The organism is Streptomyces sp. NPDC048442 (genome assembly GCF_040651475.1).
Lineage (GTDB): Bacteria > Actinomycetota > Actinomycetes > Streptomycetales > Streptomycetaceae > Streptomyces.
This window is the reverse complement of the sequence record NZ_JBEZKB010000035.1, coordinates 67,826-93,351: the sequence shown is the minus strand read 5'-3', so window position 1 is coordinate 93,351 and position 25,526 is coordinate 67,826. Positions and strand designations below refer to the sequence as shown.

Genomic DNA, 25,526 nt, shown 5'->3' with positions numbered 1-25,526 from the left:
CAGGGGGGACCCTGTGGGAGAGTAGGACGCCGCCGAACAATTATTGTGGGATTGCCCCGCACCAGGAAACTGGTGCGGGGCTTTTCTGCGTTCACAGGCAGGCCGCACCCCTGTGCGGCCATCGGTAGTGGCTGAGGGTAAGGTCAGTGTGAAAATCGTTGGCACGTTCCCACAGGAGGCTCCCGGGTGGAGGTCCAGGAGACTCGCGTTCAGACGGACCGAGTCCTCACCATCCCCAACATTCTGAGCATGGCTCGTCTCGTTGGCGTGCCCTTGTTCCTGTGGCTGATTCTTCGCCCTGTGTTCGGTGGGCCCAACAGCGACGGCTGGGCCTTGCTGGTGCTGATGCTCAGCGGCATCAGCGACTACCTCGACGGCAAGCTGGCGCGCAAGTGGAACCAGATCAGCAATCTTGGGCGGCTGCTCGACCCGGCAGCCGACCGGCTCTACATTCTGTCCACCCTGGTGGGGCTGACCTGGCGGGAGATCCTTCCCTGGTGGGTGACGGCAGTCCTCCTGGTGCGCGAGCTCATGCTTCTCGTGATGGTGGGTATCCTCCGACGACACGGCTATCCGCCGCCGCAGGTGAACTTCCTGGGTAAGGCAGCCACGTTCAATCTGATGTACGCCTTCCCGTTGCTGCTGCTCAGCGGTTACGACGGGTGGCTTGGCACACTCGGTGCTATTTTCGGATGGGCGTTCGCAGGATGGGGTACAACCCTGTATTGGTGGGCAGGGATTCTCTACGTGGTACAGGTCCGTCGGCTGGTCAAGGCGGACACCGCGGCCGATTGAGTCTGTCGAAGTGGCGCAGCGCAGCGCCGGCCCTTCCGGACCTCTGATGTCCGTGCGAGGGCCCCGGGCGGGCGCAGTCGGTTAGATCTTCTCTTCAAAGGAGGACGCTTCCGACATGAAGGCCGTCGTGATGGCCGGTGGTGAAGGTACACGCCTTCGCCCCATGACCTCGAGCATGCCCAAGCCGCTTCTACCGGTTGCCAACAGGCCGATCATGGAGCACGTGCTGCGGCTGCTCAAGCGGCATGGGCTCAATGAGACCGTCGTAACCGTGCAGTTTCTGGCCTCGCTCGTCAAGAACTACTTCGGCGACGGGGAAGAGCTCGGAATGGAGCTCACCTATGCCAATGAGGAGAAGCCACTCGGCACTGCGGGCAGCGTGAAGAATGCCGAAGAAGCGTTGAAGGACGACGCTTTCCTCGTCATCTCGGGCGATGCCCTGACCGACTTCGACCTGACCGACCTCATCCGTTTCCACAAGGAGAAAGGCGCACTCGTCACGGTGTGCCTGACTCGGGTTCCGAATCCGCTGGAATTCGGCATCACGATCGTGGACGAGGAAGGCAAGGTGGAGCGTTTCCTGGAGAAGCCGACCTGGGGTCAGGTCTTCTCCGACACCGTGAACACGGGCATCTACGTCATGGAGCCCGAGGTCTTCGACTACGTCGACGCTGACGTTTCGGTGGACTGGTCCGGCGACGTCTTCCCTCAGCTCATGAAGGAAGGCAAGCCGGTATACGGGTACATCGCCGAGGGCTACTGGGAAGACGTCGGTACCCACGAGAGCTATGTGAAGGCCCAGGCCGATGTCCTTGAGGGCAAGGTCGACGTCGAACTCGACGGGTTCGAGATCTCGCCCGGAGTCTGGGTCGCCGAAGGTGCCGAGGTCCATCCGGATGCCGTGCTCAGGGGGCCGCTCTACATCGGCGACTACGCCAAGGTTGAGGCCGGGGCGGAGATTCGCGAGCACAGCGTTATCGGGTCGAACGTGGTGGTGAAGAGCGGTGCGTTCCTGCACCGGGCCGTCGTCCACGACAACGTCTACATCGGGCAGCACAGCAACCTCCGCGGCTGTGTGATCGGCAAGAACACCGACATTATGCGGGCGGCCCGGATCGAGGACGGGGCCGTCATCGGGGACGAGTGCCTGGTCGGTGAAGAATCGATCATTCAGGGCAATGTGCGGGTGTACCCGTTCAAGACCATCGAGGCCGGCGCCTTCGTCAATACGTCGGTGATCTGGGAGTCCAGGGGCCAGGCGCACCTCTTCGGGGCACGTGGTGTCTCGGGGATCCTGAATGTGGAGATCACCCCGGAGCTCGCGGTGCGACTGGCCGGGGCGTACGCGACGACCCTGAAGAAGGGGTCCACTGTCACCACCGCGCGCGACCACTCCCGTGGTGCGCGGGCGCTCAAGCGGGCGGTGATCTCCGCGTTGCAGGCGAGCGCCATCGACGTACGGGACCTGGAGAACGTACCGCTGCCGGTGGCGCGGCAGCAGACCGCGCGGGGCAGTGCCGGCGGGATCATGATCCGTACGACACCGGGTGTTCCGGACTCGGTGGACATCATGTTCTTTGACGAGCGCGGCGCGGACCTGTCGCAGGGCGGGCAGCGGAAGCTGGATCGCGTGTACGCGCGTCAGGAGTACCGGCGGGCGTTCCCCGGGGAGATCGGGGATCTGCACTTCCCGGCGAGCGTCTTCGACTCGTACACCGGATCGCTGCTCAGGAATCTGGACACGACGGGGATCGCCGACTCCGGGCTGAAGGTCGTCGTCGATGCGTCGAACGGGAGCGCCGGGCTGGTGCTGCCCAGTCTGCTGGGGCGGTTGGGGGTCGATTCGCTGACCATCAACCCCGGGCTCGACGAGGCGCGGCCCACCGAGACCACTGATTCGCGGAGGGCCGGGCTGGTCAGGCTCGGTGAGATCGTCGCGTCGGCGCGGGCCGACTTCGGGGTGCGGTTCGACCCGGTCGGGGAGCGGCTTTCGCTGGTGGACGAGCGTGGGCGGATCATCGAGGACGACCGGGCGCTGCTCGTGATGCTCGACCTGGTGGCCGCCGATCGGCGCAGCGGGCGGGTGGCGCTGCCGGTGACGACCACACGGGTCGCCGAGCAGGTGGCGGCGTACCACGGGACCCAGGTGGAGTGGACGACCACCTCGCCGGACGATCTGACAAGGGTGGGTCGTGAGGACGAGACCATCTTCGGTGGGGACGGGCGCGGCGGGTTCATCGTGCCGGAGTTCAGCAGTGTCTTCGACGGGGCAGCGGCCTTCGTCCGGCTGATCGGGCTGGTTGCGAGGACGCAGTTGACGTTGAGTCAGATCGATGCGCGGATTCCGCGGGCGCACGTGCTGCGGCGCGACCTTGCCACGCCGTGGGCGGTCAAGGGTCTCGTGATGCGCCGGGTGGTCGAGGCGGCCGGGGACCGTTCGGTGGACACCACCGACGGTGTGCGGGTCGTCGAGGCCGACGGGCGCTGGGTGATGGTGCTGCCCGATCCGGCGGAGGCCGTCACTCATTTGTGGGCCGAAGGGCCGGACGACGAATCCGCCCAGGCACTCCTCGACGAGTGGTCGGCGATCGTCGACAGCGCAGGTCACTGAGGTCGGGCCGGTGTGCCGGAGGCCGTCGCAAGACGGCCTCCGGCACACCGGTGGGGCCATTCGGTGGCAGGTGCTGCGACATGCGACGATGTGCGGCATGTCGCAGCAGCCCCCCGTTCGGAGCACCCCTTCTCCACCGCGGCGTCCAGACGCCTCCATGTCGCTGCTGACGAACGTGATGGAGCACAGCCTCGACGACGGATACGCGGAGGCGGCGGCCCGTCAGAAGGCCGACGGAACCGCCGGGATGCCGCGGACCCTGCGGCGGAAGCTCGGTCTGGCGGCATGTCTTGTCCTTGCTGCCGCCGTCGTCACGCTCGGCGCTGCGAATGCCCGGATAGCGGCACCGGTGGTGGCCAAGGAGCGCGAGGAGCTCGTCGGCCGGATCGATTCGGAGACCGCGGCCGCGGACAAGCTGGAGAAGGAAGTCGACGCCCTGCGCGTGGACGTGGGGGAGCGCCAGCGCAAGGCGCTTGAGGAGCACGGTGGCGACCAGGGTCAGTTGGTGGCCCTGCTGTCCGGCGCCACCCCCGTCCAGGGGCCCGGCATCAAACTCGTCGTGGACGATGCCAAGGAGACCGGCGAAGGCAGTGACGGGCCGCGCGGCAGCAGCGGGTTCACCGACACCGGACGGGTACGGGACCGGGACATGCAACGGGTCGTCAACGGCCTTTGGCAGTCCGGCGCAGAGGCCGTGGCGATCAACGGGCAGCGTCTGACGATGCTGTCGGCGATCAGGGCGGCGGGGGACGCCATACTGGTCGACAACAAGCCCCTCGCGCCGCCCTACACGGTGCTCGCCGTGGGCGGGAAGCACCTCAACACCACGTTCAATGACAGTGCCGACGGGCAGTACCTGCATGTGCTGCAGGAGAGCTACGGCATTCGCACCAGCATTTCCGACCAGGAGGACGTGCGGCTGCCGGCCGCGCCGACCCTGATCGTACGCATCGCCCAACCACAGGCCGCAGGCGCCGGGAAGGGCGTGGCCGACGCACAGAAGACAGAGAAGGGCACATCGTGATCGCCGTACTGGGCCTCGTCGTGGGAGTCGTGGTCGGATTGCTGGTCCGGCCCGAAGTGCCGGCGGTGGTCGAGCCCTACCTGCCGATTGCCGTCGTCGCCGCGCTGGACGCGGTCTTCGGCGGGCTGCGGGCCATGCTCGACGGCATCTTCGTCGACAAGGTCTTCGTCGTCTCCTTCCTGTCGAACGTGGTGGTGGCCGCTCTGATCGTCTTCCTCGGCGACAAGCTCGGTGTCGGTGCGCAGCTGTCGACGGGCGTGGTCGTCGTCCTCGGCATCCGGATCTTCTCCAACGCTGCCGCCATCCGCCGGCACATCTTCCGGGCGTGACGCCGGTGAGCAGCGAAGAGCAGCACGCGGGCGAAGAGAACCCCCAGCACGAGGAGCACCACAGCCACAAGGAAGTGACGGGCCGGCAGCGGCTGGTCGCGGGGCTGTGGCCGCCGCGGGTCACCAGGGCCCAACTGATCGTCGCTCTACTCCTGTTCGGTCTCGGGCTCGGGCTGGCCATTCAGGTCAACTCGACCAACGCCGACGGCGCGCTGCGGGGGGCGCGACAGGAGGACCTCGTACGGATCCTGAACGAGCTGGACGACCGTACGCAGCGGCTGGAGGACGAGAAGCAGCGGCTGGAGGCGCAGCGGACGGAGCTGGAGAGCAGTTCCGACCAGGCCGAGGAAGCCCGTAAGCAGACCGTGGAGAAGGAGCGTCAGCTCGGAGTGCTCGCCGGCACGGTCGGTGCGCAGGGGCCCGGCATCACGCTGACCGTCAATGACCCGAGCGCCGCGGTCGAGCCCGACCGGCTGCTCGACACCATTCAGGAACTCCGGGCGGCCGGTGCGGAAGCGATTCAGATCAATGACGTACGGGTCGTGGCCAACACCTATTTCTCCGGGGACGCCGGCAGCATCCAGGTGGACGGCAAGGAAGTCCGAGCCCCGTACACCTTCAAGGTGATCGGGAAGCCGCAGGATCTGGAGCCCGCGCTGAACATTCCGGGCGGGGTCGTGCAGACTCTGGAGAAGGAGCAGGCCACCGCCACGGTGCAGCGACTTGAGAAGATCGTCGTGAATGCCTTGCGACCGGCGAAGCGGCCTGACTACGCTCGGTCGTCATCCCAGTGAAGCGGGGGCGAATGAGCGTTGTCGGACACGGGCATGAGGTTGCGGGGGGTCGGCGCATCAAGGACGTGGTGCGTGGTGGAAACTGTCCGAGTGATACGGACGTTGTGAAGATGTCCAAGTCAGCAGGTTTGTTGATGCAGGGTTCGTCCTGCCCCACGGGCGGGTCTGTTTCGGTCAAGGGGAATCGCCCGTGAAGTTGTTTGCGAAATTGTTCGGCAAGAGCGCACGTGAGGACAGCAGCTCGCGCACTGCTCGTCACCGTGCTCCGCGCCCTGGTGACGGGGAGGAGCAGAGCGGAGAGCGCCCGCTCTTCCGCGACGAGGTCGGCGGCCACGGCGCGCCGTCTGTTGACCCGGCCGGTCCCGGCCGCATAGGTTCCGGAGAACCATCAACCTCAAGTACGGGTGGAGGGTTTACCCCCGATCCGTACGCAACCAGCGCCCACCACGCGGGGCAGCCGCGGCAGGAGGATCCGTCCATGTCGGCCTTGCCGGTTTGTACGAGGTGCGGTCACCGGAACGCTGCGGACAGCCGATTCTGCTCCCACTGCGGCGCGCCGCTGCGGGGCGGCGCCGCTGCGGAGCGTCCGTCGGAGACCACGTCGACCATCTCCATCTCGGGCCTTGAGGCGTACGAGGCGGAGAAGACCGGGCAGACCGCTCTTCCGTCGCTGTCGCCCGAGGCTCAGGCCGCGGTCGACGCCCTTCCGCTCGGTGCGGCGCTGCTGGTGGTGCGCCGCGGTCCGAACTCGGGAAGCCGCTTCCTGCTGGACGGTGAGCTGACCACGGCCGGCCGCCACCCGCAGAGCGACATCTTCCTCGACGACGTGACCGTCTCGCGACGGCACGTGGAGTTCCGCCGGGGTGCGGACGGCGGGTTCACCGTCTCCGACGTCGGCAGCCTCAACGGCACGTACGTCAACCGGGAGCGCATCGACGCGGTCCTGCTGGCGAACGGCGACGAGGTGCAGATCGGTAAGTACCGGCTGGTCTTCTATGCGAGCCAGCAGGTCGTCTGATCCTTCCAGGGAAGGTCCATGCTGCGAATCCAGACGGGCGGTGCCGTGCGCGGCACCGCCCCTGCCGGCAGTCGGCTGATGAGCATCGGTTCGGTGCTCAGCCTGCTGCGTGAGGAATTTCCCGAAGTCACGATCTCGAAGATCCGCTTTCTGGAGGCGGAGGGGCTGGTCGAACCGCAGCGCACGCCGTCCGGGTACCGGAAGTTCAGCCCGGCAGATGTCGAGCGGCTCGCCCAGGTGTTGCGCATGCAGCGCGACCACTACCTCCCGCTCAAGGTCATCAAGGAGCACCTCGACGCGCTGGAGCGCGGCGAGGACGTTCAGCTGCCTTCCCCCGGCGGCCCGCGCGAGCTGCTCGAAGGGGCGCCGGAGACGGCGCCCGAGCGAGTGACCGTCGCCCGCCTCGGGCGGGAGGAGCTGCTCGCCGCCGCCGAGGTGGAGGAGAGCGACCTCGTCGAGTGGGAGGCGTACGGACTCATCGCGGAGCTGTCGGAGGGCGGCTACGACGCGGAGGCCGTCACGGTCGCCAAGCTCGTGGCGGATCTGGGGCGATTCGGCCTGGAGCCGCGGCACCTGCGGGCCATGAAGGCCGCGGCGGACCGGGAGGCCGGGCTGATTGGCAATGTCGTCGCACCGCTGCGGCGGCACCGCAATCCGCAGACCAGGGCACATGCCGAGGCGACCACCAGGGAGCTCGCGGGCCTGACCGTACGACTGCATGCTGCGCTGGTTCAGACGGCGCTGAGGTCCGGTTCGAACTGAGCCGTACTTGGAGTGAACAGGAGCCCGACTACCCAAACCGGTCGGGCACGTCCTAGGGTTGCTGTGTGAACGAGCTCGACGTCGTAGGTGTCAGGGTGGAAATGCCCAACAACCAGCCGATCGTGCTCCTGCGTGAAGTGGGAGGCGACCGGTACCTTCCCATTTGGATCGGACCGGGTGAGGCCACGGCCATCGCCTTCGCCCAGCAGGGGCTGGCACCCGCCAGGCCGCTGACGCACGACCTTTTCAAGGACGTGCTCGAAGCGGTCGGCCAGGAGCTCACCGAAGTGCGGATCACTGATCTGCGGGACGGGGTCTTCTACGCCGAGCTGGTTTTCGCCAGCGGGGTGGAGGTCAGTGCGCGGCCGTCCGACGCGATAGCGCTGGCGCTGCGCACCGGGACGCCGATCTACGGCAGTGACGGGGTGCTGGACGACGCCGGGATCGCCATTCCGGACGAGCAGGAGGACGAGGTGGAGAAGTTCCGCGAGTTCCTCGACCAGATCTCGCCGGAGGACTTCGGCACCAACAGCCAGTGAGCTGCTGCCGGCCGTGAGCCGTGGCCGGTGAGCCGTGGTTCCCGGCCGGGCCTGCCGTTCCTCAGGGGATTTCAGCGCATTCAGGCAGCCTTTCCCCGATGAGAGACACGGGAAACCACTCTCAGGGTGATTATCACTCGGCATGCCGAGTGTGGCGATCGTTGACGCACCCCGGGTGACTGCCTACCGTCGACAAGGCAGGTCAAGGACGGAGGTCGGCGTGAGAATCAGCGGCGATGGTACGGCGACGGGCGGGCCGTATCCGCTCGGCAGTTCGGCCGACCCCACAGCAGGTCAGCACTCCCTCGCGGCGGCACAGGCCGCCGCGGGAGTGACCGAGTCGGTCGGGTATCGGGGGCCCACCGCGTGCGCGGCAGCCGGTATCACGTACCGGCAACTGGACTACTGGGCGCGTACCGGGCTCGTCGAGCCGAGTGTGCGGCCCGCCTACGGATCAGGGACGCAACGGCTCTACAGCTTTCGTGACGTCGTGGTCCTCAAGATCGTCAAGCGGTTCCTGGACACCGGTGTCGCGCTCCAGAACATCCGTGCCGCCGTGCAGCACCTCAGGGAGCGCGGCTTCCAGGACCTGGAGCGGATGACGCTCATGAGCGACGGGGCGACCGTCTACGAGTGTGTCTCGCCGGACGAGGTCGTCAGCCTGCTGCAGGGCGGTCAGGGGATCTTCGGGATCGCCGTGGGCGTGGTGTGGCGGGACGTGGAGACGGCCCTGTCGCAGCTGCACGGGGAACGCGTCGACACGGGCGAGACGCTCGTCGGGAACAACCCGGGTGACGAGCTGGCGCGCCGGCGGAACCGGGCCGGCTGACGCTCTTCGGCCGATTGTCAGTGGCGTAGGGCAGCATCGGTGGTGTGAGGACCGCGCCGACCATTCTGCATCTCGACATGGATGCCTTCTTCGCCGCCGCAGAGCAGGCGGCGAAACCCAGCCTGCGCGGGAAACCGGTGGTCGTGGGCGGGCTGGGGCCGCGTGGGGTGGTCGCCACCGCTTCGTACGAGGCGAGGCGCTTCGGGGTGCACTCGGCGATGCCGATGGCCCAGGCGCGCAGGCTCGCGCCGAACGCCGCCTATCTGGTGCCGCGCTTCTCGCTCTACCGGACGGTGAGCGAGCAGGTGATGGAGCTGCTGGGGCAGCTGTCGCCCCTCGTGGAGCCGCTCAGCATGGACGAGGCGTTCGTGGACCTGGAGGCGGGCGGGACGGCCGCGGACACCGCGTCCGCGCGGGAGGTCGGTGAGCGGCTGCGGAAGCGGATCAGGGCGGTCACCGGGCTGAGCGGGTCGGTGGGGCTCGCGGGCTCCAAGATGCTGGCCAAGATCGCGTCCGAGCAGGCCAAGCCGGACGGGCTGGTGCTGATAACTCCGGGGACCGAGAGAGAGCTGCTCGCGCCGATGTCGGTGCGGATCCTGCCGGGGGTGGGACCCGCGACGGGGGATCACCTGCGGCGAGCCGGGATGACGACGGTGGCGGACCTCGCGGCGGCGGGCGAGGACGAGCTCGTACGGCTGCTGGGGCGGTCACACGGGGCGTCGCTGTACCGGATGGCGCGGGGGATCGACGACCGGCCCGTGGTGGCGGAGCGGGACGCGAAGTCAGTGTCGGTCGAGGACACCTTTGACGTGGATCTGCACGACCGGGTGCGGGTGCGGTCCGAGGTGGAGCGGCTGGCCGAGCGCTGTGTGGAGCGGCTGCGGGCGGCGGGGCGGTCGGGGCGGACCGTGGTGCTCAAGGTGCGAAGGTTCGACTTCTCGACGCTGACGCGGTCGGAGACGCTGCGAGGGCCGACGGACGACACCGGGGTGGTGCGGGAGGCGGCCGCGCGGCTGCTGGAGGGTGTCGACACCACGGGCGGGGTGCGGTTGCTGGGGGTGGGGGTGACGGGGCTGGCGGACTTTACGCAGGAGGACCTTTTTGCGCAGGCGGCGCAGGTTGCCCGGGAGGAGGCGGCGGCGGCGGGGGCTGTGCCGGGGACGGGGTCTGTGGATTCGGGGCGTGCGGGAGCGGTGGACGCGGTGGGGGAGGGCGTTGCGGGCGGCATTGAGGAGGCGGGGGAGAGCGGGGCGGACGAGGCAGCCGGGGCTGGGCGTGGAGCTGGGGCCGGGGGTGGCGGGGGTGAGCCGGTTTCTGCGCGGCGGTGGCATGCGGGGCACGACGTGCGGCATGCGGAGTACGGCGCGGGGTGGGTGCAGGGGAGCGGGGTGGGGCGGGTGACGGTGCGGTTCGAGGAGCCGGGGTCGCCGGCGCCGGGACGGGTGAGGACTTTCCGGGTGGACGATCCGGAGCTGGAAGCGGCGGAGCCGTTGCCGTTGGTGGGGGTGCCGGGGGAGGACGTGGGGGTTTAGGGGCGGGACAGGGGTCTGGGGCCTTTCCCTGGTGGGGCGGCGGCATGGCTGGGTGGGGTGGTGCCGGTGGGGTGGTGGTGCGGCTGGGTGGGGTCGCGTCGGCCGAGGGCGCGGCTGGATGGGGCGGTGTCGGTGGGGGGGATGGCATGGCTGGGCGGGGCGGGGCCGGTCGGGGCGGTGGCATCGCTGGGTGGGGCGGGGCCGGTCGGGGTGGAGGTGCGGCTGGGTGGGGTCGCGCCGGCCGAGGGCGCGGCAGGATGGGGCGGTGCCGGTGGGGGGATGGCAAGGCTGGGTGGGGCGTGCCAGTAGGGAGGCGGCATCGCTGGGCAGGGCGGGGCGGGGCCGGTCGGGGCGGTGGCATGGCTGGATGGGGTGGTGCCGGTGGGGTGGTGGCATGGCTGGACGGGGCGGTGTCGGTGGGGGGCAAGGCTGGGTGGGGCGTGCCAGTAGGGAGGCGGCATCGCTGGGCAGGGCGGGGCGGGGCCGGTCGGGGTGGTGGCATGGATGGGTGGGGTGGTGCCGGTGGGGTGGTGGTTTGTGGCTGAGTGGCTGTTGGTGCGGGTGAGGTGTGTTTGTCGTTGAGCAGGGTGCGGGTGTGCACGGTGTGCAGGTGGGGGTGTGTTTGGGGGCGTGGTGGTCCGTGGGGTGGGGCGGGTGTGGGGGTAGCGGGGGACCGGGGTGGGGTGGGGGTTAGGTTTCTCCGTTGGTCAGGGTGCCGAAGTCCTGGTCGGGGGTGGTCGGGGGTGCGGAGTCCAGGCCGTAGTGGTGGTAGAGCTGGAGTTCTTGTTCGGGGGAGAGGTGGCGGCCCACGCCGAAGTCAGGGGCGTCTTTGATCAGGGACTTTTCGAAGGGGATGCGGAGGGCGTTGTCGACGAGGCTGCTGGGTTCCAGGGGGACGAAGGCGTCGCGGGAGAAGAGGCCGGTGCGGACGGCTGCCCACTCCGGGATGCCCGTGGCGTCGTCCAGGTAGACCTCGTCCACCGTTCCGATCTTGGTGCCGTTGCGGTCGAATGCTTTGCGGCCGATCAGGCTGCGCGGATCGATGTCGGTCTGCACGGTCGGTCCCTTCAACTGGTCGCAACTGCTGTGTGAACCCCGTAAAACATACGAAAGAGCAGAATTGAGAGCCTGGCCACTCGAGGGATTGAGGCGGGAGTGCGCTGGTAGGCTGGCCGTGGCTGCTGACCCCGCGCGGGAGAGTCCTCCGAGGTGGATTTCGGAGGCGCCGAAGGAGCAACTCCTCCCCGGAATCTCTCAGGCCCCTGTACCGCACGGACGAGGTCACTCTGGAAAGCAGGGCGGGTGGCGGGCACGGCGCAGGCCGGTGCGTGACCCTTCCTCACCGACGGTGAAAGTCGGAGCTCCGTACGCGGTGTTCCGGTGAAGCTCTCAGGTTGAGATGACAGAGGGGGAGGCCGTCCGGGTACCCGTGCCGTGGTGCCCCTCGCAGGTCGTGTCAGACCAGGAGGCCTTCCGCAGATGACCGCCAACCGTCGTATTGCGCTCGCAGAGCTTGAGCGTGGAATCCCCTTTGAGCAGCGCCACATCGGACCTGATGACGAAGCGCAGGCCAAGATGCTCGCGCAGGTCGGTTACGGGTCGCTCGACGAGCTGACTGCTGCCGCGGTGCCGGACGCCATCAAGAACGCCGAGGCGCTGAACCTGCCGGACGCGCGCACCGAGGCCGAGGTGCTGGCCGAGCTGCGTACGCTCGCCGACCGCAACCAGGTGCTGGCCCCGATGATCGGGCTCGGGTATTACGGGACGTTCACCCCGCCCGTCATCCTGCGGAACGTGATGGAGAACCCGGCCTGGTACACGGCCTACACGCCCTACCAGCCGGAGATTTCGCAGGGGCGCCTCGAAGCGCTGCTCAACTTCCAGACGATGGTCGCCGAGCTGACCGGGCTGCCGACGTCCGGCGCCTCGCTGCTCGACGAGGGCACTGCCGCCGCCGAGGCCATGTCGCTCGCGCGGCGGGTGGGCAAGGTCAAGAAGGGAGTGTTCCTCGTCGATGAGGAAACGCTTCCGCAGACCATTGCCGTGATTCAGACGCGCGCCGAGCCCACCGGTGTCGAGGTCGTCGTCGCCGACCTGGCGGCAGGGATTCCGGCCGAGGTCGCCGAGCGCGGTGTGTTCGGTGTGCTGCTGCAGTACCCGGGCGCCTCCGGTGTCGTACGGGACATCAAGCCGGTCATCGAGCAGGCGCACGAGCTGGGCGCCATCGTCACCGTTGCCGCGGATCTGCTGGCGCTGACGCTGCTGACCTCGCCGGGCGAGCTGGGTGCCGACATCGCCGTCGGTACGACGCAGCGGTTCGGTGTGCCGATGGGCTTCGGCGGTCCGCATGCCGGGTTCATGGCCGTACGCGAGAAGTTCGCGCGCAGCCTGCCGGGGCGGCTCGTGGGTGTGTCCGTGGACGCGGACGGCAACAAGGCATACCGGCTGGCGCTCCAGACGCGTGAGCAGCACATCCGCCGCGAGAAGGCGACCAGCAACATCTGTACGGCGCAGGTGCTGCTGGCGGTGATGGCGGGGATGTACGCCGTCTACCACGGCCCGGACGGGCTCAAGGGGATCGCGCGCCGGACCCACCGCTACGCGTCGATCCTCGCCGAGGGGCTGCGCGCCGGCGGCGTCGAGGTCGTGCACGGCGAGTACTTCGACACGCTGACCGTACGGGTGCCGGGCAAGGCCGCCGAGGTCGTCGCCGCCGCCCGTGATCACGGGGTCAATGTGCGTCTGGTCGACGCCGACCTGGTGTCCGTGGCGTGCGACGAGACCACCGCGCGGGCCCAAGTCACCGCGGTCTGGGCCGCGTTCGGCGTCGAGGGCGACATCGAGGCGCTGGACACGGCCGTCGCTGAGGCGCTGCCCGACGCGCTGCTGCGGGCCGACGAGTTCCTGGCCCACCCGGTCTTCCACCAGCACCGCTCCGAGACGGCCATGCTGCGCTACCTGCGCAAGCTCGCCGACCGTGACTACGCGCTGGACCGCGGCATGATCCCGCTCGGCTCCTGCACCATGAAGCTGAACGCGACGACCGAGATGGAGCCGGTGACCTGGCCCGAGTTCGGTGCGATCCACCCCTTCGCGCCCATCGAGCAGGCCGCCGGTTACCTGACGCTCATCCGTGAGCTGGAGGAGCGCCTCGCCGAGGTCACCGGGTACGACGCGGTGTCCATCCAGCCCAACGCCGGTTCGCAGGGCGAGCTGGCCGGACTGCTCGCCGTACGGGCGTACCACCGGGCGAACGGCGACGAGCAGCGCACCGTGTGCCTGATTCCGTCCTCCGCGCACGGTACGAACGCCGCGAGCGCGGTCATGGCCGGCATGAAGGTCGTCGTGGTGAAGACCGCGGACGACGGCGAGGTAGACGTAGAGGACCTGCGGGCCAAGATCGAGCAGTACCGGGACGAGCTGTCGGTGCTGATGATCACCTACCCGTCCACGCACGGCGTCTTCGAGGAGCACGTCGCCGACATCTGCGCGACCGTGCACGAGGCCGGCGGCCAGGTGTACGTCGACGGTGCCAACCTCAACGCGCTGGTGGGCCTCGCCAAGCCCGGCAAGTTCGGCGGCGACGTCAGCCACCTGAACCTGCACAAGACCTTCTGCATCCCGCACGGCGGCGGCGGTCCCGGCGTCGGCCCGGTCGGTGTGCGCGCGCACCTCGCGCCGTACCTCCCCAACCACCCGCTCCAGCCGGCGGCGGGCCCTGAGACGGGCGTCGGTCCGATCTCTGCCGCACCGTGGGGTTCGGCCGGCATCCTGCCGATCTCGTGGGCGTACGTACGGCTCATGGGCGGCGAGGGCCTGAAGCGGGCCACCCAGGTGGCCGTGCTCGCCGCGAACTACATCGCGAAGCGTCTTGAGCCGCACTACCCGGTGCTCTACACCGGTCCGAACGGCCTCGTCGCGCACGAGTGCATCGTGGACCTGCGCCCGCTGTCGAAGGCGACGGGCGTCAGCGTCGACGACATCGCCAAGCGCCTCATCGACTACGGCTTCCACGCGCCGACCATGTCGTTCCCGGTCGCCGGGACGCTGATGATCGAGCCGACGGAGAGCGAGAACCTCTTCGAGCTGGACCGGTTCTGCGACACGATGATCGCCATCCGTGGCGAGATCGAGAAGGTCGCGGCGGGCGCATGGCCGGCCGACGACAATCCCCTCGCGAACGCCCCGCACACCGCTGCCGCGCTCGGTGGCGAGTGGACGCACGCGTACAGCCGCGAGGAGGCCGTCTTCCCGGCCGGGGTCTCGGCGGCCGACAAGTACTGGCCGCCGGTGCGCCGGATCGACGGTGCGTTCGGCGACCGCAACCTGGTGTGCTCGTGCCCGCCGATGGACGAGTACGACAACTGACGGGCGCCGTCGGTGGGTTGACATGAGTGGGGGCCGGTTCGGAGTGGATGCTCCGGGCCGGCCCCTTTGTCGTACGTCCTGCTGCGTGGTGCGTGTGGCGGCTGCGATAAGCCCCTGCGCGGATTGCCTAGGCAGCGGTGGCCACGTCCAGCGGGCGGTGCGGTGCGATGATCTGCCCGTTCGGCAGCAGTTCGCCGGTGTCCTCGAAGAGGAGGACGCCGTTGCACAGCAGGCTCCAGCCCTGCTCCGGGTGGTTCGCCGTCGGACGGGCGGCCTCCCGGTCGGCTGATTCGGCGGTCGGGCAGGACGGCTGGTGCTGGCACATGGAAGGGTTCTTTCGCTGCGTGGTGGTGGTGAAGGTGTTCCTGCGGCTTGAATCGGTGTTCATGGCCGCCCCCCGTATCAGTTGGTCCGGTCCCAGTGTTGCCCCACGGGCGTCGATCCGCAGGGATTTCACGGCAGCTCTTCTCACTGATTGAGGACGCATCACCCGTGCGGACGGTTCAGCTCAACTGGCCCCTCTTTTCGGGTGGTTCGGGGTGACCCGGGCGGGCTAGTCCGGATGGGTCATACGGGGGCAAGGCAGCGCCCCGCGCCTCCGGGCCTGGAGGGGCGGGGCGCCGTGCATGGGGACGGTCAGGCGGGCTGGCCGAGGAGGGGGGCCGACGGGACCGGGTTCAGCCGCAGGGCGAGGACGGGCAGCAGGTCGGCGACCTTGCAGGGGTGGTGCGGAGCGATGCCGGGCGGGGCGGGGGCCAGCGGCACCAGGATGTCGGACGGGGCGGGCGAGCCGGTGGAGGCGTCGGCGGTGGGGTCGCCGTGCAGCCAGAGGGTCAGCATGTACAGGGCGGGAATGGACAGCAGGCGGGGTTGGTAGGCGGCTGCCATGCCCTCGGCCTGGCGCAGTGCGCGCTCGGTGGAGCTCAGATAGGGGCCCTCGAAGAAGTGCGAGAAGGTCCAGCCGTCGGGGGTGAGTACGGTGTCGGCCGCGGCCACCGCCCGGTCGCCGTTGCGGATCAGGAACCGCCATCCGGTGAGGCGGGTGCGGGCCGGCCTGGCGCCTCCGGTGATCTGGTCCAGGACGTGGACGGGGAGCGGGAGTTCGGGAGTGAACGGCCCCTGGAGGGAACGGAGGGCCGGGGTGCGGGCCTCGGTGACGGCTGTGGGGGAGCCGAGTGCCGCGAGAACGCTGCGCAGGGCGGGCGCGGGAGCCGGGGGTACGTGCAGCGGCATGGTGGGTCGCCTCTCGCTCTGGGAGACATGGTGAAGCCTGGGCGGTGCGGACGGCGCTGTCAGCGGTGCGGGGCGGGAGGGGGCCGTGGGCAATGGCCTGGCGTCAACTCTCCGCCTCGTTCGCGGAGTTTATACGACACGTGTTCACGCGATGTTTCGGCTAGTCGTCGCGGGTATGGCCCGCAAGGCGGTATTCGGCCTTGCGGGAAGGGCATTGCGTGAGGGAAAAATCCCGGTTCGGGGCCGGAATGCAGGGTCCTTCCAGGGCATTTACCACAAGGGTGGTCGGCCGATACTCGTCGGCGTTTTTGACCACTTCGGTGAAGCTGGTAACTGCGCTCTGCGCCATGCCCGCGGAATGTGCCTGCCGGAATTCGCATCGAGAGTACTGCGTACCGGTCGCGCGCGGGGCGTTATGGATCAGTCCGCCGGGGCATCATCGACCGTGAACCACAGGACGCAGCGGTCGTTGCCGCGGGCTGCCCCGGCTGAGGAAGGACGCTTCGATGGGTGAGAAGGTCGTGGCAGACGGATTCGATCTGGTCGACCGGCAGAAGTACCGGCACAAGCTCCACGAGTGTCTGGCGGGGCTCGGGAGGCTCCTGGAGGAGAAGAAGTTCGACCGGCCGAAGAATCTCATGGGGCTGGAGATCGAGCTGAATCTCGCGGGGGCCGACGGGATGCCGAAGATGATGAATGCGGAGGTGCTGGAGCGCATTGCGAGCCGGGATTTCCAGACCGAGCTCGGGATGTTCAACCTGGAGGTGAACATTGTTCCGCACCGGTTGGGCGGTCGCGTTCTCGATCAATTGGCGGAGGAACTGCGCACCGGTCTTGGCTATGCCCACCGGAAGGCCGCCGAGGTCGACGCGGGAATCGTGATGATCGGCATCCTGCCCACGCTGGGGCAGGGCGACCTGGTCCACGCGAACCTCTCGGACGTGGACCGCTACGAGCTGCTGAACGAGCAGATCGTGACGGCCAGGGGCGAGCCCTTCCGGCTCGACATCGAGGGTGTCGAGCGTCTGGTCTGCAACTCCGAGTCGATCGTGCCCGAATCGGCCTGCACGTCCGTGCAGTTGCACCTCCAGGTGACACCGGGTCGCTTCGCCGACGTGTGGAACGCGGCGCAGGCCGTCGCCGGGGTGCAGATCGCGGTGGGGGCCAACGCGCCGTTCCTGTTCGGGCGCGAGCTGTGGCGGGAGTCGAGGCCGCCGCTGTTCCTGCAGGCGACGGACACCCGGCCGCCGGAGCTGATCGCGCAGGGGGTGCGACCGCGGACCTGGTTCGGGGAGAAGTGGGTGGACTCGGCCTACGAGCTGTTTGAGGAGAACCTGCGCTACTTCCCCGCGCTGCTGCCCATCTGCGACGAGGAGGAGCCGCTGCGGGTGCTGGACGAGGGCGGGGTGCCCCAGCTCAAGGAGCTGGTGCTGCACAACGGGACCGTGTACCGGTGGAACCGGCCGGTGTACGGGATCGCCGACGGTGTGCCGCACCTGAGGGTGGAGAACCGGGTGCTGCCGGCGGGGCCGACCGTGACCGACGTGATCGCGAACGCGGCCTTCTACTACGGGCTGGTGCGGGCGTTGGCCGAGGACACCAGGCCGGTGTGGCGGCGGATGTCGTTCGCGGACGCGGAGGCGAATTTCGATACGGCCTGCCGGTACGGGATCGACGCGGAGCTGGTGTGGCCGCGGGCGGGGCGGGGGTCGGGGACGCAGAAGGTGCCGGCGGTGAAGCTCGTACGGGACGAGCTGCTGCCGCTGGCCGCGGCGGGGCTGGACGCGTGGGGGGTGGAGGCGGCGGACCGGGACCGGTATCTCGGGGTGATCGAGGAGCGGTGCCGGCGGAAGGTGAACGGGGCTTCCTGGCAGGTGGAGACGTATCACCGGGCGCTGGAGGCGGGGTTGGGGAGGGAGGCGGCGCTGGCGGCGATGACGCGGAGGTATGGGGAGTTGATGCATTTGGGGGAGCCGGTGCATTTGTGGGGGGTGGGGTTTCCGGGGCGGGGGTGAGGGGGCCTTCCGGTGGTGGTGGCGGTGACGGTGACGGTGGCGGTGCGTGTGGGTGTGGGTGGGGTGCGTGACTGTGGTTAGGGGGTTTGGGAGGAGTTGGTGATGGCTTTGAGGATGACGGAGTGGATTTCGGCGGGGTCGGTTACCTGGTAGCCGCCGCCGCCCGTTGCCCTGGCGATTTGCTGGACCTCGTCCTTGTCGGCCTCGGGGCCGACCGCGATGGCGATCAGGGGGATCGGGCGCTGTGGGTCGGCGAGGGTCTTGAGCCGGGCGATCAGGGTGCTGCGGGAGAGGGAGACGGCGTCCTGGTTGGAGCCGTCGGTGAGGATCACGACCGCGTTGAACCTGCCGGGGGAGTAGCCGGCTCGGGCGTCCTGGTAGGCGGCGAGGGTGGTGTCGTACAGGCCGGTCGCCCCGTTCGGGTCGGGCTGCAGGGCGTGGAACGCGGCGGTGAGCCTGGTGCGGTGGGTGCCGCCGCCCGGCACGGGGGAGCCGAGCCGGGACGTGGGCACGAGCCTGCGGTAGTCGCGGGGGCCGTCGAGGTTCGTGGCGAACTTCCACAGACCGATCTCGTCCTCGTCGGTGAACTGGCTCAGGGCTCCGGCCAGCGACGTCTTGGTGACGTCCATCCGGGACCTGCCGCCGCTCCCCGGCACCAGGGTCGCCATCGAACCCGACGCGTCGACGACCGTCGTCAGCCGGGCGCTCTGGAGGGTGATCGTCCACATGCCGAGCGTCTCCTCGACGGCCTTCGTGGTCGGCGGAGCGTCCGCCGTCCGTACGTACGGCTGTGGAGCGAGCCCGCCCGCGGTGCGTACGACCTTCTCGTCCGCCGGCCTGCCCGGGGCGCGGAAGCCGTGCCGGGCCAGGACACGGCGGCCTTCGGACTGTCCGAGGTACGTCTGGAAGAGCATCGCGGCCCGGCTCTGGTCGGTGGTCGTCCCCGGCTGGTCGAGCAGCGTGTACGGATAGTCGAGCAGCGCGGTGCCGTCCTTCGGGTAGAACAGCTGGAGCTTCGGGGTGCGTCCCGCGGCGTTGTGCGCGAACGCGGCCTGTTCGGAGAGGAAGAGGGCCTGGTTGCGCCGCGGATCGCTGCGTTCCGTGGGGGAGTCGTTGCGGGCGAGGGTGTTCAGGAGCGGGCCTTCGCCGTCCGACATGCGTTTCGACAGCATCTTGGCGACGGCCGCGGTCCTGGTCCCCTCCGGGTCCGAGGCGCCCGCGGACTGACCGACGCTGGTGAGGGCGATCAGGCCGGTGGCGCTGCGGGAGGGGTCGGCCGTGCCCAGGTGCGGGGCGTTCCCCGAGGTGGTGGCGGTGGTCAGTTCGGCCCAGGTGTACGTCTTGCCCGGCCAGCCGAGGCTCTTGCCCGCGGAAGGGACCGTGGCCACTCCCAGCGGTGAGGAGGCCACGTTGCCGGCCGCGGTGAGCTGCGCGGTCGCCGAACCCCGCACCCGCTGGGGCCACATGTCGGCGTCGGGGATCCACACCTGGTGGCCCCCGGTCCCCTTGCCGCTGGTGAGCGCGTCGGCCGTCCGGGCGGAGTCCTGGGCGGTGACCCGGACGTCGAGGCAGTTGCCGTCGGACTTGGCCCGGGTACGGCGTACCTCGTCGGCGGCGGCGCGCAGGGCGGGGGCGATGTCGGGAGACGCCACGACGCCGAGCCGTACCGTACCGTCGCCGCAGGAACCGGAGCCGAGCACTCCGCTGCGTACGGCATAAGTGGTGGCTGCCGCCATGGCCAGGACCAGCGCGGTGGTGAGGACGACGGTACGGGTACGCACGCGTGGCCGGGCGGACCTGCTGCCGTCCGGTCCGTGCTCGTCGGGCAAGCTGTGACGTCCCATGCGGTGGTGCCCCTCCTTGAGTCCTGCGGCTGTGCGCCGTGAAGCCATTCAGCAAGGAAAAAAGGGGGGTTCGGCCGGTGGATTTGGCGCTCGGCCCCCCGGCCTGTCGCGCGCGATCTTCGTACCTGTATTCGAGACCCTAGTGGTGCGGGGAACGGGATGAGGGGGGATTACACAAGTGGAGGTTGGAGTGCAAGGGGATGCGGGGCAGATGGCCGACATGTCACCAGGGAAGTCGGCTCCGGTGGGTGAACGCCCGCTGACGCGGCGGGTGTTGGGTGCCGAGCTGCTGTTGGTGCTGGCCCTGTCGTTGGGGGCCAGCGGGCTGTCCGCGCTGATCAGGTTCATCGGGGCGATGACGAAGCCGGGTGGGCTGAAGGACCAGGCGGCGCATCTCAACAGCTCTGCCGCTCCGGGGCGTCCGTGGCTGGATCTCGTCTGGCAGCTGTTCGGTATCTCGACCGCCCTGGTGCCGGTGGCGCTCGTCGCGCATCTGCTGCTGCGGGAGGGAAGCGGGCTGCGTGCGCTCGGCTTCGACCGGCTGCGGCCGTGGTCGGACCTGGGGCGCGGGACGCTGATCGCGGCGGGGATCGGGAGTGCGGGTCTTGCCTTCTACCTGGTGGCGAACGCGACCGGGTTCAACCTGACGGTGGTGCCGGAGTCGCTGCCCGAGGTGTGGTGGAAGTACCCGGTGCTGATCCTGTCGGCGATCCAGAACTCGGTGCTGGAGGAGGTCATCGTCGTCGGGTATCTGCTGCGCAGGCTGGGGCAGTTGGGCTGGACGCCGATGGCCGCGCTCGTGGCGAGTTCGGTGCTTCGGGGGTCCTACCACCTGTACCAGGGGGTGGGGGGCTTCATCGGGAACATGGTGATGGGCGTGGTGTTCGTCCTGCTCTACCGGAAGTGGGGGCGGGTGGGGCCGCTGGTGGCGGCCCACGCGCTGCTCGACATCGGGGCCTTCGTGGGATACGCGGTGCTGGCCGGGAAGGTGGACTGGCTGCCCACCCTCTAGGCCGTCGGGGAGGGGGCTACTGGGGGGCTGCGAGGAGTTCGCCGTCGAGGACGGTGACCGCGTGGCCGGTGAGGTGGGTGCGGTCGCCGTGCAGGGCGGTGCGGACGAGGCCGGTACGGGCGCCGCCCTGGAGGCCGGTCAGTTCGGTACGGCCCAGGCGGGCGGACCAGAACGGGGCGAGCGCGGTGTGGGCGCTGCCGGTCACCGGGTCCTCGTCGATGCCGACCGCGGGGAAGAAGCAGCGGGAGGCGAAGTCGTAGCCCCGGGAGGGGTCTTCGGCGGGCGCCGTCGCGATGATGCCGCGGCGGGAGAGGGCTGCCAGGGCCTTCAGATCGGGGGCGAGTGCGCGGACTTCCTGCTCGCTGCGGCACTCGACGAGGTAGTCGCCGACCTGGTCCCCGGTGTAGAGGACCGTGAGGGGTTCGGTGCCGAGGGCTTCGGCGAGTCCCTGCGGTGCCTCTGCGGGGACCAGGGGTGCGGTGGGGAAGTCGAGGGTGAGGGTGCCGTCGGGGTGGGTGGTGGAGGTGAGGATGCCGCTTCGGGTGGTGAAGCGGACCGTGCCGGTGGCGGTGCCCGTGGTGTGCAGGACGTGGGCCGTGGCCAGGGTGGCGTGGCCGCACAGGTCGACTTCGGTGGTGGGGGTGAACCAGCGGAGGGCCCAGCCGGCGGGACCGGTGTGCTCGTCCGGGGCGTCGGTGGCTGCGTCCGTGGGCGGGAGGGGGTGGGCGAAGGCTGTTTCGGCGAGGTTGAGTTCGGTGGCTACGTGCTGGAGCCATTCGTCCTTCGGGAAGGAGGTGGCGTCCTCCAGGAGGAGGACGGCGGCGGGGTTCCCCTGGAAGGGAGTTGACGTGAAGGCGTCGACCGTTCGCATGCGCATGGGGCGAGCGTAGGGAGGGGTGATGACCGGCGGGTATGGCCAATTCGGGGTGGGTGGACCGCGAGGTGGGCGGGAGCGGGCGGCGCAGTCGGTTGGGAGGTGGTGGTGGACGTTTGTCGGGATGGGCTCAATGGGTGGTTGTGGGAAGGGTGTTGGGATTTGGGGGGTTAGGGTGCTTCGGTTCGCTGTTGGGGCTGAGGAGGCGTTGTGGCCGTATTTATGTTGCAGTTGGCCGAGGGTGTCGATGACGTGGTGGAGGCGCGGGCGGCCGGGCGGACCAGGTCGGGGGAGATCGTGCTGGAGTCCGTCGACGAGCGGGGGAATCCCGTGCGGATCAGGACCTATCGGCCCGACACGGTGACCGCGGTCTTCCGGCGCGGGCCGGGTGACTCGGGGAGCTACGGGTGGATTCCGCAGCCTGCGAGCGGTACTTGGTGGTGCTACTGAGACGGGAGCCGGCCGATGGGGGCGAGCGAGTGGCCCTGCGCGCACCACCACAGTGCCGAGTCCTCGTGCACGACCGCGTGTGCGCCCAGGCCGTGCCGGGTGCACACCGGCCACACCTCGCGGGTCCGGTCCATGAGCTCTTCCTGTACGTGACGTGCCATCGCCGCCACCGCACAGGTCGGGTCGTCACCCGTCGGGGCCTGAAGGCCCCCGTTGAGCCGCCGCCCGTCCGCCAGCACCACCCCGGCGGCCGGCGGGAACGTGTCCTTCAGGACCACCAGCCGGGGCGGGCCGAGGACTCCGGCCAGGGGCAGGTCCCGGGCCGTGAGACGCAGGGCGTGACGCAGGACCTCCAGACGTTCCGGGGCGAGGTCGAATCCCGGGTCGAAGCCGGTTTCGGCGAGGAGACGTGCGGCCAGGCCGGAGAGTTCCGCCGCCGGCATCCGGGCCGGGACCTCTTCCATGGCCTCCCGCGCGGCCTTGCCTTCGTACCCCTGGTCGATCAGTTCGCAGGCGAGAGCGACGACGTCCGGGGCGGAGGGGCTTCCCGTGCGCAGGCCGGCGTACACCCGGCGGCTCAGCCGGTCGATGGTGTCGGGGGTCATGGTGCTCCGTGGCTCCGGGGTGGCCACCACTAGAGTGGAGCTCTTTGCTCCGCACGGCGCCACAGTTTTCCGCGCCACGGTATTTCTACGGAAACGGCGCCATGTCCTCCCTGCACGTCCCCCGTCTGTCCCGGCCCGACTGGCTGGCCTCCCCGAAAGTGTTCCGGACCGAGGTTCTGGGTGGGCTGGTGGTCGGGCTGGCGCTGATTCCCGAGGCGATTTCGTTCTCGGTGATCGCGGGGGTCTCGCCGAGCGTGGGGCTGTTCTCCGCCGTCACGATGGCCGTGGTGATCTCCTTCGTCGGCGGGCGCAAGGCGATGATCTCGGCGGCCACGGGGGCCGTCGCGCTCGTCGTGGCGCCGCTGAACAAGGAGCACGGGCTCGGCTATCTGGTCGCCGCCGTGATCCTTGGCGGGCTGATGCAGGTGGTGCTGGGGGCGCTCGGAGTGGCCCGGCTGATGCGGTTCGTGCCGCGCAGCGTGATGGTGGGGTTCGTCAACGCGCTCGCGATCCTTGTGTTCATGGGGCAGTTCCCCGAGCTGACCTCGGTGCCGTGGGCGGTGTATCCGCTGGTCGTGGGCGGGCTGGTGCTGACCGCGCTGTTTCCCCGTATCACCACCGTGGTGCCCGCGCCGCTGGTCTCCATCGTCGTACTGACGCTGATCACGGTCGGGGCGGGCATCGCCGTACCGACGGTGGGGGACCGGGGCGAGCTGCCGTCGTCGCTGCCGGTGCCGGGGCTGCCGGACGTGCCGTTCATCATGGACACGCTGACCACCGTCGCGCCGTACGCCTTCGCGCTCGCGCTCGTAGGACTGCTGGAGTCGCTGATGACGGCGAAGCTCGTGGACGACATCACGGACACGCATTCCAACAAGACCCGTGAGTCCGTCGGGCAGGGCATCGCCAACATCGTCACCGGCCTCCTCGGCGGCATGGGCGGCTGCGCCATGATCGGCCAGACGATGATCAACGTGAAGGTGTCCGGGGCCAGGACCCGGCTGTCGACCTTCCTGTCGGGTGCGTTCCTGCTGGTGCTGTGTCTGCTGCTCGGGCCGGTCGTCTCCGAGATCCCGATGGCGGCACTGGTGGCGATCATGGTGCTGGTGTCGGCCGCGACCTTCGACTGGCATTCCGTACTGCCGAAGACACTGCGGCGGCTGCCGGTCGGCGAGACGCTCGTCATGGTCATCACCGTGGTGTGCGTGGTCGCCACCCACAACCTGGCCGTCGGTGTGGTCGTCGGCTCCATCAGCGCGATGGTGATCTTCGCGAAGCGGGTGGCGCACCTGGCGGACGTGGTGCGGGAGGTGGACGGCGGGAGGGTCGTCTACACCGTCACCGGTGAGCTGTTCTTCGCCTCGTCGAACGACCTCGTCTTCCGGTTCCGGTACAAGGACGACCCTCAGGACGTGGTCGTCGACCTGTCCCGGGCGCACATCTGGGACGCCTCGTCCGTGGCGGCGCTCGACGCGGTCGAAACGAAGTACGCCCGGTACGGGAAGACCGTCACCATCACCGGGCTCAACGAAGCGAGCGCGGCGATGCACAGGAAGCTCGCGGGGCGGCTGGGGTAGGCGGGCGGGGCGGGGGAGCGGTGCTCAGGAGGCCGGCGGGCGGGAATCCGCGCAGGCGGGCAGGAATTCCGTGCTCAGCAGACCAGTCCCGCCAGCTTCCGGAGCGACTCGTTCAGGGCCGTCGTCGCCGACTCCCTGAGCTTGCCCGCCATCAGTGACACGGCGGCGCCGGTGAATTCGCCGTCGATACGGGCCAGGGTGGAGCCCACGTCGGTAGGCGTCAGGGAGTACCGCATCGCCAGGGTCACGCCCATCGGGCCCTTGCCCCGGACGGCGAGCAGCCGGTCCTCCGTCAGTTCCTCGACCGTCCAGTTCACCTCGGCCGGGAAGCCCATCAGCTTCATATTTTCCTCGTACGTCGCCCCGACCGCGAGGGTGTCGGGGCCGCCGTGCGGGAAGCTGGTGTGGGTCGCGTTCCACCGGTCGTACGACGTGAAGTCCGTCAGCCGGGACCAGAGTTTGTCCGCGGGTGCTTCGATACGTGCCTCTGCGCTGACCTCGGCCATGTGAGCGTCCCTTCGCGCGGGTACCTGCTGGGTGTCGCGGAACGTAGCCGCCGGGCCGCGAACATTCAATACTGATGAACCGTCAGGCCTGCTGTCCGTCTCAGGGAAGATTCATGAGATCTCCTTCCCAAGGAGGAGAGGGCGCGCGGCATGCCCAACTCCGGTGGGATGCGGGAATGCTCCCCCGCGTGGATGACCGCACGGGCCCCGCTCTGATGGGGTGAGGGGGTGCACAGTTCCGCCCGACGGATCTCCGGCAACGGGGAGGCCGTCCCTCCCCGTGCCGGCATCGAGGCCGGACTCACCGTCGAGATGGCCACGGTGGTCGCCGGTGCGCGCCGTCGCGCGCAGCGCGACGGCGACCGGCAGATCGACACCGCCCACCTGCTGCACTCCCTGCTGGAGAGCGACCCCGAGGTGCGGGCGGCCTTCGAGAGCGGGTCACAGGTCGCGCGGGTGCTCGGCTATCTCGTGCAGCGCAGCATCGGGTACGGGCTGCGCTGGCAGTCCCGCGTCGAGGGTGCGCAGTCCCGCGTCGACGGTGCGGTGGGCGTGACACCGGTGGCGGGCTGGTCGCCCGCCGCCGTGGCCGCCATGGAGGCGGCGCTCGCGCGGGCGGCGGAACGCGGGGATCCGCAGGCCGGCGGTACCGGTCTGGCCGGCGGCACCGATCTGCTGGCCGCGCTTGTCGGTGACGTGGACTGCCGGGCGGTGGAGGTGCTGCGGCGCGCGGGGGTGGAACCTGCGGATTTCTGCCGGTATGCCGGGGGCCCGTCTCGACAGGCGTAACGCCGGTGACGGTCCTGACC

General features: G+C 69.4%; 24 protein-coding genes and 1 riboswitch. Of the genes, 16 read left to right on the top strand and 8 right to left on the bottom strand.

What is annotated here, in order from left to right:
* The first annotated feature begins 186 nt into the window (after positions 1-186).
* From AB0D18_RS35920 to AB0D18_RS35875, 10 genes are all read left to right on the top strand, one after another.
* Complete coding sequence (locus AB0D18_RS35920; protein WP_362428607.1) at positions 187-795, top strand: CDP-alcohol phosphatidyltransferase family protein; 609 nt, start codon at positions 187-189, stop codon at positions 793-795.
* A gap of 115 nt (positions 796-910) precedes the next feature.
* The gene (locus AB0D18_RS35915) at positions 911-3,406 is read left to right on the top strand and encodes a mannose-1-phosphate guanyltransferase (protein WP_362428604.1); all 2,496 of its coding nucleotides are present in this window, start codon (positions 911-913) and stop codon (positions 3,404-3,406) included.
* Between the two features lie 97 nt (positions 3,407-3,503).
* Complete coding sequence (locus AB0D18_RS35910; RefSeq protein WP_362428601.1) at positions 3,504-4,430, top strand: DUF881 domain-containing protein; 927 nt, start codon at positions 3,504-3,506, stop codon at positions 4,428-4,430.
* Entirely contained in the window at positions 4,427-4,759 is a 333-nt protein-coding gene (locus AB0D18_RS35905; protein WP_040019805.1) for a small basic family protein, read from the top strand. Before AB0D18_RS35910 ends, AB0D18_RS35905 begins: the two co-directional genes overlap by 4 nt.
* Entirely contained in the window at positions 4,756-5,553 is a 798-nt protein-coding gene (locus tag AB0D18_RS35900; protein WP_362428598.1) for a DUF881 domain-containing protein, read from the top strand. Before AB0D18_RS35905 ends, AB0D18_RS35900 begins: the two co-directional genes overlap by 4 nt.
* Before the next feature lie 478 nt (positions 5,554-6,031).
* Positions 6,032-6,571, top strand: a complete 540-nt coding sequence (locus tag AB0D18_RS35895) for an FHA domain-containing protein (RefSeq protein WP_362428595.1) — start codon at positions 6,032-6,034, stop codon at positions 6,569-6,571.
* Between the two features lie 18 nt (positions 6,572-6,589).
* The gene (locus tag AB0D18_RS35890; protein ID WP_362428592.1) at positions 6,590-7,333 is read left to right on the top strand and encodes a MerR family transcriptional regulator; all 744 of its coding nucleotides are present in this window, start codon (positions 6,590-6,592) and stop codon (positions 7,331-7,333) included.
* A gap of 65 nt (positions 7,334-7,398) precedes the next feature.
* Entirely contained in the window at positions 7,399-7,872 is a 474-nt protein-coding gene (locus tag AB0D18_RS35885; protein ID WP_185033262.1) for a bifunctional nuclease family protein, read from the top strand.
* A 220-nt stretch (positions 7,873-8,092) separates the two neighbouring features.
* The gene (locus tag AB0D18_RS35880; RefSeq protein ID WP_362428589.1) at positions 8,093-8,701 is read left to right on the top strand and encodes a MerR family transcriptional regulator; all 609 of its coding nucleotides are present in this window, start codon (positions 8,093-8,095) and stop codon (positions 8,699-8,701) included.
* Positions 8,702-8,745: 44 nt separating this feature from the next.
* Positions 8,746-10,233: a DNA polymerase IV gene (locus AB0D18_RS35875; RefSeq protein ID WP_362428586.1), complete on the top strand. Its 1,488-nt coding sequence runs from the start codon at positions 8,746-8,748 to the stop codon at positions 10,231-10,233.
* Between the two features lie 690 nt (positions 10,234-10,923).
* Here AB0D18_RS35875 and AB0D18_RS35870 read toward each other — a convergent pair.
* On the bottom strand, positions 10,924-11,289 hold the full coding sequence (locus tag AB0D18_RS35870) for a PRC-barrel domain-containing protein (RefSeq protein ID WP_362428583.1): 366 nt from the start codon (positions 11,287-11,289) through the stop codon (positions 10,924-10,926).
* A 126-nt stretch (positions 11,290-11,415) separates the two neighbouring features.
* A riboswitch (glycine riboswitch) is annotated at positions 11,416-11,513 on the top strand.
* 199 nt (positions 11,514-11,712) lie between these two features.
* Between AB0D18_RS35870 and gcvP the strand changes: the two genes are divergently transcribed.
* Positions 11,713-14,601, top strand: coding sequence for an aminomethyl-transferring glycine dehydrogenase (gene gcvP, locus AB0D18_RS35865; protein WP_362428580.1), 2,889 nt, complete (start codon positions 11,713-11,715; stop codon positions 14,599-14,601).
* 127 nt (positions 14,602-14,728) lie between these two features.
* On the opposite strand, the gene AB0D18_RS35860 is transcribed toward gcvP, so the two are convergent.
* From AB0D18_RS35860 to AB0D18_RS35850, 3 genes are all read right to left on the bottom strand, one after another.
* Positions 14,729-14,926 carry a DUF5999 family protein gene (locus AB0D18_RS35860; RefSeq protein WP_362428633.1) on the bottom strand — a complete coding sequence of 66 codons (198 nt, stop codon included), beginning with the start codon at positions 14,924-14,926 and terminating at the stop codon, positions 14,729-14,731.
* Positions 14,927-15,237: 311 nt separating this feature from the next.
* A complete protein-coding gene (locus AB0D18_RS35855; protein WP_362428578.1) occupies positions 15,238-15,834 on the bottom strand; it encodes a hypothetical protein in 597 nt (198 codons plus the stop codon).
* 160 nt (positions 15,835-15,994) lie between these two features.
* Entirely contained in the window at positions 15,995-16,183 is a 189-nt protein-coding gene (locus tag AB0D18_RS35850; RefSeq protein WP_362428576.1) for a hypothetical protein, read from the bottom strand.
* Between the two features lie 157 nt (positions 16,184-16,340).
* On the opposite strand from AB0D18_RS35850, the gene AB0D18_RS35845 reads away from it, so the two are divergent.
* Positions 16,341-17,849, top strand: a complete 1,509-nt coding sequence (locus AB0D18_RS35845; protein ID WP_362428573.1) for a glutamate--cysteine ligase — start codon at positions 16,341-16,343, stop codon at positions 17,847-17,849.
* A gap of 77 nt (positions 17,850-17,926) precedes the next feature.
* Here AB0D18_RS35845 and AB0D18_RS35840 read toward each other — a convergent pair whose 3' ends face one another.
* On the bottom strand, positions 17,927-19,693 hold the full coding sequence (locus AB0D18_RS35840; RefSeq protein ID WP_362428570.1) for a substrate-binding and VWA domain-containing protein: 1,767 nt from the start codon (positions 19,691-19,693) through the stop codon (positions 17,927-17,929).
* Between the two features lie 190 nt (positions 19,694-19,883).
* Here AB0D18_RS35840 and AB0D18_RS35835 point away from each other — a divergent pair, with 190 nt between their 5' ends.
* Positions 19,884-20,705 carry a CPBP family intramembrane glutamic endopeptidase gene (locus AB0D18_RS35835; RefSeq protein ID WP_362428567.1) on the top strand — a complete coding sequence of 274 codons (822 nt, stop codon included), beginning with the start codon at positions 19,884-19,886 and terminating at the stop codon, positions 20,703-20,705.
* Between the two features lie 16 nt (positions 20,706-20,721).
* Here the strand turns inward: AB0D18_RS35835 and AB0D18_RS35830 are convergent, their stop codons facing one another.
* Positions 20,722-21,582 carry a PhzF family phenazine biosynthesis protein gene (locus AB0D18_RS35830; RefSeq protein ID WP_362428564.1) on the bottom strand — a complete coding sequence of 287 codons (861 nt, stop codon included), beginning with the start codon at positions 21,580-21,582 and terminating at the stop codon, positions 20,722-20,724.
* A 207-nt stretch (positions 21,583-21,789) separates the two neighbouring features.
* Between AB0D18_RS35830 and AB0D18_RS35825 the strand changes: the two genes are divergently transcribed.
* Positions 21,790-22,029 carry a hypothetical protein gene (locus AB0D18_RS35825; protein WP_362428561.1) on the top strand — a complete coding sequence of 80 codons (240 nt, stop codon included), beginning with the start codon at positions 21,790-21,792 and terminating at the stop codon, positions 22,027-22,029.
* Here AB0D18_RS35825 and AB0D18_RS35820 read toward each other — a convergent pair.
* Entirely contained in the window at positions 22,023-22,634 is a 612-nt protein-coding gene (locus tag AB0D18_RS35820; RefSeq protein WP_362428559.1) for a hypothetical protein, read from the bottom strand. The genes AB0D18_RS35825 and AB0D18_RS35820 overlap by 7 nt on opposite strands.
* A 101-nt stretch (positions 22,635-22,735) precedes the next feature.
* On the opposite strand from AB0D18_RS35820, the gene AB0D18_RS35815 reads away from it, so the two are divergent.
* Entirely contained in the window at positions 22,736-24,211 is a 1,476-nt protein-coding gene (locus tag AB0D18_RS35815) for a SulP family inorganic anion transporter (RefSeq protein WP_362428556.1), read from the top strand.
* 74 nt (positions 24,212-24,285) lie between these two features.
* On the opposite strand, the gene AB0D18_RS35810 is transcribed toward AB0D18_RS35815, so the two are convergent.
* Entirely contained in the window at positions 24,286-24,717 is a 432-nt protein-coding gene (locus AB0D18_RS35810; RefSeq protein ID WP_362428553.1) for an SRPBCC family protein, read from the bottom strand.
* 312 nt (positions 24,718-25,029) lie between these two features.
* Here AB0D18_RS35810 and AB0D18_RS35805 point away from each other — a divergent pair, with 312 nt between their 5' ends.
* Positions 25,030-25,506 (top strand): Clp protease N-terminal domain-containing protein, encoded by a 477-nt coding sequence (locus AB0D18_RS35805; RefSeq protein ID WP_362428630.1) that lies wholly within the window; start codon positions 25,030-25,032, stop codon positions 25,504-25,506.
* The last annotated feature ends 20 nt before the right edge of the window (positions 25,507-25,526 follow it).